The 10442-nt window shown below is 42.0% G+C and carries 7 protein-coding genes and 4 tRNA genes; 2 read left to right on the top strand and 9 right to left on the bottom strand.

Annotated elements, in window-relative coordinates; translation table 11 throughout:
- The 9 genes from JMW39_RS09730 to JMW39_RS09690 form a co-directional block, all read right to left on the bottom strand.
- Nucleotides 1–108 (bottom strand): GTP-binding protein (locus JMW39_RS09730; RefSeq protein ID WP_227671040.1); only part of this gene is annotated, 108 nt, incomplete at its 3' end.
- A gap of 392 nt (nucleotides 109–500) precedes the next feature.
- Nucleotides 501–575, bottom strand: a tRNA-Thr gene (locus tag JMW39_RS09725).
- Between the two features lie 101 nt (nucleotides 576–676).
- Nucleotides 677–750, bottom strand: a tRNA-Gly gene (locus tag JMW39_RS09720).
- 86 nt (nucleotides 751–836) lie between these two features.
- Nucleotides 837–920 (bottom strand) — tRNA-Tyr (locus JMW39_RS09715).
- 65 nt (nucleotides 921–985) lie between these two features.
- Nucleotides 986–1061 (bottom strand) — tRNA-Thr (locus JMW39_RS09710).
- Nucleotides 1062–1501: 440 nt separating this feature from the next.
- Complete coding sequence (locus tag JMW39_RS09705; protein ID WP_201546286.1) at nucleotides 1502–2515, bottom strand: FHA domain-containing protein; 1014 nt, start codon at nucleotides 2513–2515, stop codon at nucleotides 1502–1504.
- Nucleotides 2516–2630: 115 nt separating this feature from the next.
- On the bottom strand, nucleotides 2631–3485 hold the full coding sequence (locus JMW39_RS09700) for an RsiV family protein (RefSeq protein WP_201546285.1): 855 nt from the start codon (nucleotides 3483–3485) through the stop codon (nucleotides 2631–2633).
- Nucleotides 3486–3686: 201 nt separating this feature from the next.
- Nucleotides 3687–5282, bottom strand: a complete 1596-nt coding sequence (locus JMW39_RS09695) for a peptide chain release factor 3 (RefSeq protein ID WP_201546284.1) — start codon at nucleotides 5280–5282, stop codon at nucleotides 3687–3689.
- A 172-nt stretch (nucleotides 5283–5454) separates the two neighbouring features.
- Nucleotides 5455–6333, bottom strand: a complete 879-nt coding sequence (locus JMW39_RS09690; RefSeq protein ID WP_201546283.1) for a hypothetical protein — start codon at nucleotides 6331–6333, stop codon at nucleotides 5455–5457.
- Nucleotides 6334–6720: 387 nt separating this feature from the next.
- Between JMW39_RS09690 and JMW39_RS09685 the strand changes: the two genes are divergently transcribed.
- Both JMW39_RS09685 and polA read left to right on the top strand, forming a co-directional pair.
- Nucleotides 6721–7134, top strand: coding sequence for an organic hydroperoxide resistance protein (locus JMW39_RS09685; RefSeq protein WP_201546282.1), 414 nt, complete (start codon nucleotides 6721–6723; stop codon nucleotides 7132–7134).
- A 266-nt stretch (nucleotides 7135–7400) separates the two neighbouring features.
- Nucleotides 7401–10361 carry a DNA polymerase I gene (gene polA, locus JMW39_RS09680; RefSeq protein WP_201546281.1) on the top strand — a complete coding sequence of 987 codons (2961 nt, stop codon included), beginning with the start codon at nucleotides 7401–7403 and terminating at the stop codon, nucleotides 10359–10361.
- Nucleotides 10362–10442 lie beyond the last annotated feature (81 nt).

The raw sequence follows: 10442 nt of genomic DNA, 5'->3' as shown, positions 1-10442 counted from the left end.
TGCTACGGTTGCGATAGCGGCGGTTAGGGTTGTTTTACCGTGGTCAACGTGTCCGATAGTACCGACGTTGACGTGTGGCTTGCTGCGTTCAAACTTGGCCTTTGCCATGGGTATTTCCTCTTTTTTTGATGAATCTTTAACAATCAAAGATCGGTAAATAGCTGTTTGACGGCTCATGATGCATAAAAACCATCAAACCGTTGACGCTATGGTTTTACTACTAAAGCTTATTCATTAACAAGGATTGATAGCGGTAATGTTGATAGCGGTAATAATGCCTACAACTTTATATAGAGACATTATACTTGCTTTTCAATCTCTTGCACATTGCCGCGTATTATAACGCACATTGCCAATGCTACTATGTCTTGCTATATCTTATTAGTAAACAGACAGCACTAAAAGGCAACACCTCAGTGTTACCCTTAAATCATTATCTGCCACACTCTATTTATAATTTTCAATATTCTATGATTTCGATAAAACACTTGAATAATAAATGGAGCTCATATTGAGAATTGAACTCAAGACCTCTCCCTTACCAAGGGAGTGCTCTACCGCTGAGCTATATGAGCGTATTCTAGCCAACTACTGGGTTGCACTAAAAAAAATATCACGATACAGCAATAATAACTGACTGTCGTGATGATTGATAGTTGCTGCGATGGTGCATATATGGAGCGGGTGGCGGGAATCGAACCCGCGTCATTAGCTTGGAAGGCTAAGGTGTTACCATTATACCACACCCGCATTTACTCTTATGCTGTTTGACTCTGATAGTGAGTCGTTTAAGATATAGAGTATGCTTGGCGCTAGGACAAACTTTGAAAAAAATATGGTGGTGGGAGAAGGATTCGAACCTTCGAAGCTTTCGCGACAGATTTACAGTCTGTTGGGTTTGACCGCTCCCCAATCCCACCTAGATTGCTTGATATAAAATTACTTTAATTTAAAGCAAATTCATAAAAAGCGACTTTGAAAGAGATGGTGCCGACTGCCGGGATCGAACTGGCGACCTACTGATTACAAGTCAGTTGCTCTACCAACTGAGCTAAGTCGGCTTGTTCTCTTAAAGTGGTGGCTATTCTATCAAATATTTTGACAGACGCAAGCTATTTTTCAGTTTTTTTAGCATTATTTTCATGAGAACCGTCAAACACTTGATTACGTTAGTGTTTTTTCTAACATTAAATCGCACTTTTTATCGTAATTAATATTATCAGCCAAGCAGCAAGCTAAATAGCTTGCTGCTATCTTCTCTACTACCGATTATTTTTACTACCTAAATCAATAATAAAACCTTTTAATTAACTTTATATTTTAATGACTTCTAACAAATGATTCATAAAGTTAATCTATAAACGGACAATTTATACAGTAAATTGGCAAACTGCCAGTGATAATTTAATAACCTTTAAAAGTTACAAGTTATATAAATAGTATTGAGCTGGCAGATGCCTTTTTTAAGGAATTTTATAAACGATTGTTGGCGCTAAAGCAATTATACGACGCCCATATTAAATAACCATAATGCTAGGCCAATAATTAAAACTGCCACAAATACCCATATAAACCAACTGCCGCTGGGCTTTTTCTCAATCTGTCCCGCATTAGCAGGGTTATCAATGGCTTGATCCATGGCATTATTACCCGTTGTGCCAAGGTCGCGAGGTTGTCCCAAATTGGCAGTACCTGAAAACTGCCCAGTAGCAGCTTGCTTGGCACGTAACACATCAGGATCTGCTTCTTCCTGCAAAGCTGTTTTGGTGGTTTTATCATGCATATCAGCGTCTGCTTCTTTCTCTGTTTGAAGAGCTGCCGTCTGTGTTGATTCTCCTACAACAGGGGCGCTCGTTGGAGCTGGTGCTTCTTTAGGCGTCACTACTGTGTGCTCAGTTGACTCAGTGATAACGGGATTCGCTTCAGTCAATGTCGCTGACAAGACTTCATTAATTCCTGTTTCTTTAACGACTGGCTTGTCTAATGTATGTGCAGTTTGCACAACTGCTGCGCTAGGAGTAGCTTGTAGATTATCCTCAGTAGGCAATATCTCTTCGATAACATTTTTTTTAACGACTGGCTCCGCTTCAACAATAGGCGCTATTTCAGTATCAGGACTCAACATCAAAGTTGGTTTATCTGCAACTACTTCCTCATTATCCATAGCAGCCACTGGCGCGCTTACCTGAAAGCTAAAGCTTGCAAAACCTAGCGTATCATTAGCAGCAAGGTTTGTAGATTTATTGGCCTCAATACGCTGGTCGTTGATAAAGGTACCGTTTGATGATTCTAAGTCCTTAACGTACAACTTACCGTTTAATACGCTCAGCACCGCATGATTGCGCGATACCTGCTTGCTGCCGAGCACCACATCATTATCGCTACCGCGTCCCACAGACAAGCTATCACTGACTGTCAATGTCAGAGCACCCAGGGCTTCGGTTAAGGCATCAAGCTGCCATGCTGCGCCATCTGTGGCTACTGGTGTATTGGCATTTTCTGTATGGTTCGTCATGCTATCACTCCTTATTTTTATTAAATGTTTAATGGCTGTCTTTACTTAATCAGTTTCTTTAAACGACTATTTTTTAAATGATAAGTTCAATATTAGCTAAAATTTATTGTTTGCATTATTTAGGCATAAAACGGGGTTTTATAATCCCGCCAAGTTTCTCGTAAGGAATGCTCAGCACGGGCATACCATATGCGTAGGGACTAATAGAGTAATGCTGATAACGAATATCAACCCCTTTATCGGTCAACGTCACATTATCACTTAAAGTAAACGGCCAGTTCTTCTCATAATTTTTGACATCGTTATCGACCGTTTTCACCCATTTTTTATAAGCATCATAAGCCAAGGCTTTAAAGCGAGGTTTTTTGTTGGGCTGCAGCATATCTGCTAATTGGATTTGTTTTTTGCTCTGCTGGTCAAATATCAGATATTCACTATATGGCATGCCGTGAGCGCCACCCGTAAAGACATAGGAGTTTATCTCAAACATCTCGAAATCATTCACATGACCCAAATATTCGGGCGTCACCATTAAGTTATAAACGAAAACGCTGTCTTGCGGCAAATCAGAAAATTGCGAGTTAACAAAACCGTCGATAGCAGCTTTAACTTCTGCTGGGCTACTTTTCTTAGTGATGGACACGGATTCAGTTGGTTTACTATTAACGACCAAATGATTGATACGCTCATTGGTCAGCGTATTTATCCAAGCATGATTGGTATTAAGGTACTTAACCTCAATCTCTGGACAATTATCACGCGCCGCGCATTTTTCTTCTATTTTTTTGGGCAGCTCATACTCTAAATATTCAGTGTGACTAATTAAGCTCCCTGCGTGCGCTGATAGGCTTAATGCGCCAAGTAGCAATCCACTGCTTAACACAGTTATTAAACGCCCCAAGCTGCTCTGAAATGGGAATCGTTGATAGAGTTGTGAATGATTACTATAAACTTGAGTTGCAGATTTCATATAGCCTCTTTAACGTACAAATAAGGTTTATTGATATTCTACCGTAACCATTCTGTAGTATTGTAGCTACACTGTTTGTGTTTTTAAGTACTTAACGCCGATGCTAAAGCTGATATTTAGTTGCAACTGAAAGCTCTTATAATAAAAAAAGACACGATAGCGTGTCTTTTAAAAGTAAGCAGGAAGATTAAAAATCTGATTTTAATGCTCGCGTGTATTACTAAAGCTCACTTCTGGATAGCGGTCTTGCATCAGCTGCAAATTCACCCGTGATGGTGCTAAATAGGTTAAATAGCCGCCGCCATCTATCGATAATTGGTCATGTGCTTTTTTCTTAAACTTCGCCAATGCCACTTCGTCATCGCAATGAATCCAGCGTACAGTCGCAATCGATACTGGCTCAAAAATACATTGCACTTTGTACTCTTCTTTTAGACGGTGCGCGACCACTTCAAACTGTAGGACACCGACCGCGCCCAAGATCAAATCGTTATTAATCTGCGGCATGAACACCTGTGTTGCGCCCTCTTCACTTAACTGCTGCAAACCTTTTTGTAGCGCTTTCGATTTTAGTGGATCTTTTAGAATGACACGGCGGAACAGTTCAGGGGCAAAATGCGGAATACCTGTAAAGTTCAACTCCTCGCCTTCGGTAAAGCTGTCACCGATAGAAATCGTTCCGTGGTTGTGCAAACCAATAATATCACCCGGATAGGCTTCTTCTAACGTTTCACGGTCACCGGCAAGGAAAGTCAAAGCATCCGCAATACGTACGTCTTTACCCAAGCGCACATGCTTCATCTTCATGCCTTTTTCGTACTTGCCTGAGCACACCCGTAAGAAAGCAATACGGTCACGGTGACGCGGATCCATATTGGCCTGAATCTTAAACACAAAGCCGCTAAATTCGGTTTCGGTTGCTGCCACTTCGCGCTCATTGGTCGGGTGCGATTTTGGCGGCGGCGCATATTTAATGAGGGTATCAAGTACCATATTGACGCCAAAGTTACCCAGTGCCGTACCGAACAATACTGGTGTCATCTCGCCCGCCAAGAACGCTTCAACACTAAACTCTTCAAGCGCCATTTGCACCAGCTCAAGCGACTCCTCAAAAGAATCAAACATCAGCTTGCCCAAACGCTCACGAATATCAGGATAATCATAGCCTTCGCGCGTCTCAGCGACCGTCATGTCACCGCCGTGACCTTTTTCATATAGATAAGTTTTGTTTTCGTTTAAATGATAGACGCCAACAAAATCTTGCCCCATACCGATAGGCCAAGTGACCGGAATACATTTAATCTTTAATACGGCTTCGATTTCACTGAGTAGCTCAAGCGGCTCACGAATTTGGCGGTCAAGTTTATTGACAAATGAGATGATGGGCGTATCGCGCATCCGGCAGACTTCCATCAGTTTGATGGTACGTTCTTCGACACCTTTTGCGCCATCGACCATCATCAGCGCACTGTCTACAGCGGTCAGAGTACGATAGGTATCTTCACTAAAGTCGGCGTGACCGGGTGTATCTAGCAGGTTAACCATATGTTCTTTATAAGGGAACTGCATGACCGAGGTGGTGATAGAAATACCACGCTCTTGTTCCATACTCATCCAATCAGACGTCGCATGGCGGTCGGTTTTGCGCCCTTTAACTTCACCAACTACTTGAATCGCTTGCCCCCATAACAGAAGCTTTTCGGTCATGGTAGTCTTACCCGCATCGGGATGCGAGATAATGGCGAAGGTGCGGCGCTTGGCGACTTCTTTGCTTAATTTCTTTGGATCTACGCTCATAATTTCGGCTTCAACGGTTGTGTGATTTAGAAATCAATCTAAATAAATAGGATAAATAATGGGCTTATTGTAGCGGATTTAGCGTCTGGTTGCAGAATTAGCGCATAAAAAAACACTCTCTGAAAGCTAAATAGAGAGTGCTGATATTTTTTATCTTTAGATATTTTTAACTTTAATAATAGCGCTTGATTTCTCTTTCTAAAAAGTCAGCCGCGACATCATTGACTATCGTGCAATCGACCACACCGCGAAAGCTGTTGGTATTTGGATTACTGCTACCTTTGGCCACATAAACGGCTTCATAAATATCTTTACTATATTCCACACCATTATACTGATAAGCCGGTTGGTTTTTATATTCAAAAAACATCACTTGCGCCGCTTTTTGCTTGTTATTTATGCCGACGCCAAAGTTTGAGGTACTATAATCTCTATCATCATTAAAACGCGCTTCGGCTGCTTCAACCCACTTATCAAGCGCGGTATATCCGGTTTTGTCTTTTTCATTAAACGCTAAAAAAGCGCGCTCGCTGGTGACGACTGGAATATAACAAACTGAGCCTGATGGAAACTCTAGGGTGGCTGGGATGTTAGGATAATTATTTAAGCCAGTAATGATGCCGCGACTACTATTTACCGTATTACCTGCGCTATAACTGTCCGCTTTTAAACCTGATAAATCCAAGGTTTTATAAGTGGTTTCATAGTTAAACTTATTATTGGTATTTTTTTCATAGATTGGGCGTTTCACGGTGCGACCATTAACTTCGATATTTTTATGTTCCAGCCGTCCTTCAAATTTATCCGCCAATACTGTTTTATCCAAGGTATTCAAACTCTGATTACTATAGCTATTGACAAGGTTTCTGCTCTGAATCTCATACTTGCCAGTACGGTAGGTTTCATCGATACGTGCAATCGCCGTCGCGCTGGCTTGGCTGTCATAGCTATTAGCAAAGCTCGTCAGCGTTATATTATTACTGCCGCCTGAGCCAAAGAATACGTCTTCTTCTTCGCAGCCGACGAGCGCAAGAGCCATTAAAGAGACCATACTCGGTATCACAATTAGTTTATTCAGCCAGCCATTCATTAAACAGTATCCTTATGATTAGGTGCCCTCATGATAAAGTGCCCTTATGGTTAGGCTTCTTTATCACCCATCCTGAAGATTTTAGTCTAAGACTATTTATTATTAGTTTACATTAATACAGTCGTTATTTATATACTAAAGTCCTGTTGCTGTCGCTACCATAGCCACTTATCAAGCAGGTTTAGCAAGTTACCATATGCAAACTTGCGGTATACGTTTAGCGCTGTCCATTATGCTAATCTAATGGTTTGCTATGTGATAGTGGTTTTCTATGTCAGGTTGCATAGTAAGAAACTGCATAGTGAATAATGTAAATTGATTATAAAAACCAACAACAAAGGATATGTTATGAAAACATTGTATTCTACTCAAGCAACCGTCACTGGCGGTCGTACTGGTAAAGCAAGCCTACAAGATAGTGATTTGACGATTAATATGGTTGCACCGGGTTCTGGTAAAGACGGTAATAATCCAGAGCAATTATTTGCCATGGGTTATGCTGCTTGCTTTGATGGCGCGCTTGCGGCAGTGAAAGGCGAAGAAAAAGCAAAGTTTGACTCGACTACTGAAGTATCAGTAGATTTGATGAAAGGCGAAGGTCTAGACTTTAAATTGGCAGTGAAGATTCATGTTACTGGTGAAAATACAGAACTATCAGCCGATGAATTTCAAAAGCTGGTCGAAAAAGCCAATAAAGTTTGCCCATACTCGAAAGCCACACACGGTAATATCGATAGTAAAGTAACCTCAGAAGTAAAATAAGTCATAAAAATATTAGTTAGTAAGAAGAAAATTAATCAAAGAACTCAGCTGGTCTGGGTTCTTTTTTATTGCCTATGCATTGGCTGTGATTTACGTTAGTACGCATAGTAACTGTTTACTATTTTCACCATCCATTTATTAGTTCGCCATCCATTCGGCAAGAAGGCATTTTATCGTTATAATGAAGTTATCTTTTTATCCAATTTTTTACTCAATATCTGTTTTTACCCAATACTTGCTGCCCAATATTTGATAAGTGACTTTCTATGACCGACAACGATCACAACTCGCACTCGCCTATTAATCCAAATACGCTACCAAACTTTGCGACCATGCCAAATGTAGCGACCATGGATACCAGCCATGTCAAAAAAGAGCAGCCACCATTTATCTTGGTCGATGGCTCTTACTATCTGTTTCGCACTTATCATGCCTTGCCAAAAACCATGCAGAACTCCCAAGGTCTGATAACCAACGCCATACGCGGCACGCTTAATGCGCTACTAAAGCTCATGCGTCGTTACCACCCAACCCATATGGCGGTTTGTTTTGATACCAAATCACCAACCTTTCGCCATGCGATGTCGGAAGACTATAAAGCCAATCGTCCAAAAATGGATGTCGAGCTTGCCGAACAAATTCCTTATATCCATAGTTTGGTCGCCGCCTTAGGAATCCCGTTATTACGTATCGAAGGCGCGGAAGCCGATGATATTATTGGCACCCTCGCCCATCGTGCCGTTGCCGAAGGTCATCACGTGGTTATCTCGACCGGTGATAAAGACATGATGCAACTGATTAATGATTGCGTCATATTAGAGGACAGCTTCACGGGGAAAATCACCGATAGCGCAGGCGTGGTGGAAAAATTCGGCATCAATCCTGAGCAAATGATTGATTTTCTAACATTAATGGGCGACTCCTCTGATGGCATCAAAGGCGTACCCGGTATTGGTAAAAAAACCGCCAAAGATTTACTTAATGAATATGGCAACATCGACAATATGCTTAAAAACGTCGCCGACATCAAAGGACGCGCTGGCAAAAATCTGGTCGAATATGCCGACGACATTCCTTTTAATGCCCAGCTAGCGACTATCGTTACCGACTTAGAAATCGGTCAAGACTGGCAAGATTTAAAAATCAATACCGACCCGTGTGCCCATATCGATGAGCTACGCGCGCTCTATACTGAGCTTGAATTTAGAAACGAGCTGGCATCACTTGACCATCCAAATCATCCAGCTAATGGGAACGGCGCGCAAAGTGTTGCTGACAGTCAGGCGGATGCCGAATCACAAGCACAAATCGCTAAATCCTTACAGTCAAACACCATCGATAATGTCACCGACAGTAAAAGTCATAATAAAGCCTGGCATACGATTTTAGATGAGCCTGCTTTTGATAGCTTGGTAAAACTATTAGAAGACGCACCACATTTTGTCATCGATACCGAAACCACTAGCGTTTATTGGCGTCAGGCTAAATTGGTTGGCTTGTCTTTTGCTGTAAAAGCCCATGAGGCTTATTACGTGCCGCTGACTCATAGTTTAGAAGGCGATGAGCTGATTACTAAGCAGCTTGACCGCGATACCGTTTTGACACGCTTAAAACCTATCTTAGAAAATCCAAAAATCGGTAAAATCGGTCAACATTTAAAATATGATGCCCATATTCTTAGCCTTTACGATATCGATTTATTAGGCAATATTCATAAAAATCCTAATAACTGGGCGATGGATACTATGCTTGCCAGCTATGTGATTAACGCGGCAGCTACTCGCCACGGTATGGATGATTTAGCACGGCATTACCTACAAACACAAACCATTAGCTTTGAAGATGTCGCTGGTAAAGGCGCGAAGCAAGTGAGTTTTGATCAGGTGGCTATTGATATAGCCAGTGACTATGCTTGTGAAGATGCCGATATTACGTATCAGCTGTTTGATGTCTTTAGCGAAAAACTGGCTAATGACGAAAACAATTCTAAGCTGCTACACGAGTTAGAGATTCCAACGGCTGAGATACTCTGTCAAATGGAAGCAAATGGCATTTTAATCAAGCGCCCGTTTTTAAACGAGCTATCCAAACGTTTTGATGAAGAGATTATCGCGCTTGAAAAACGTGCGTATGAAGTCGCTGGTGAAGAATTTAATCTTGGCTCACCAAAGCAGCTCGGTGAAATGCTGTTTGAGAAACTAGGCGTTCCGGGCGGTAAAAAAACCAAGTCAGGTCAATACTCGACTGGCGAAGCAGTATTGTCAAAAATTGATCATCCGTTGGTTGAAATTGTGCTTGAATATCGCGGCTTATCGAAGCTTAAAAGCACTTATACCGATGCGCTTGATAATGTAGCAGATGCGGAGACCGACCGTGTGCATACCAGCTACCATCAAGCATTGACCAGCACCGGACGCTTATCTTCAACCGATCCTAACTTGCAGAATATTCCGATTCGTACTGCGACCGGTCGACTGATTCGCCAAGCGTTTATTGCCCCAGAAGGTCGCGTTATTTTAGCCGCGGATTATTCACAAATAGAGCTACGTCTGATGGCGCATTTCTCAGGCGATGAAAACTTAACTCGCGCCTTTAACGAAGGCTTAGATATTCACACGGCAACGGCTGCTGAAGTATTAGGCAAAGCCGTTGAAGAGGTCAGCGCCACTGAGCGCCGCAACGCTAAAGCCATTAACTTCGGTCTGCTCTATGGTATGAGTGCCTTTGGTCTGGCGAAGCAGCTACAGATGAGCCGCGGCGAGGCGCAAGATTATATCGATATGTACTTTGAGCGTTATCCAAGCGTCAAAGACTACATGATTAATACTCGTGCCAGTGCTTATGAAAAAGGTTATGTCGAGACGATATTGGGTCGTAAGCTTTATACGCCTGATATCAATCATAGTAATCGTATGGTCAAGCAAGGCGCTGAACGCGCAGCGATTAACGCCCCACTTCAAGGCTCAGCCGCTGATTTAATCAAGCTTGCGATGATAGCAGTCGATAAAGTATTGCCAAAAGCGCAAGCAAAAATGCTGCTACAAGTCCATGATGAATTGGTGTTTGAAGTTGATGCTGATAAAGTTGCTGATATTCGCCAACTGATTACCGACGCCATGCAAGATGTCCTGACCACAACGGCTGTTGCAAAAGGTTGGAATGTTGACTTTGCTGTACCGTTATTGGTTGAAACCGATATTGGTAGCAATTGGGACGAAGCACATTAATGATTAAAACATAGGCTTTACTCTACGAATTTTTTGACAGAAAAGGCTGGGCATTTTGCCAAGCCTTTTTGTTGTTTGAAA

The sequence above is a fragment of the Psychrobacter immobilis genome (assembly GCF_904846175.1).
Lineage (GTDB): Bacteria > Pseudomonadota > Gammaproteobacteria > Pseudomonadales > Moraxellaceae > Psychrobacter > Psychrobacter immobilis_E.
Note: the sequence above shows the minus strand (reverse complement) of the source record. Positions and strands in the feature narration are given on the sequence as shown.

Bases quoted from the DNA above. Each gene is read 5' to 3' on its own strand.
- JMW39_RS09705 (WP_201546286.1), bottom strand. From the start codon at position 2,515: ATGACGAACCATACAGAAAATGCCAATACACCAGTAGCCACAGATGGC.
- JMW39_RS09700 (WP_201546285.1), bottom strand. From the start codon at position 3,485: ATGAAATCTGCAACTCAAGTTTATAGTAATCATTCACAACTCTATCAA.
- JMW39_RS09695 (WP_201546284.1), bottom strand. From the start codon at position 5,282: ATGAGCGTAGATCCAAAGAAATTAAGCAAAGAAGTCGCCAAGCGCCGC.
- JMW39_RS09690 (WP_201546283.1), bottom strand. From the start codon at position 6,333: ATGGTCTCTTTAATGGCTCTTGCGCTCGTCGGCTGCGAAGAAGAAGAC.
- JMW39_RS09685 (WP_201546282.1), top strand. From the start codon at position 6,721: ATGAAAACATTGTATTCTACTCAAGCAACCGTCACTGGCGGTCGTACT.
- polA (WP_201546281.1), top strand. From the start codon at position 7,401: ATGACCGACAACGATCACAACTCGCACTCGCCTATTAATCCAAATACG.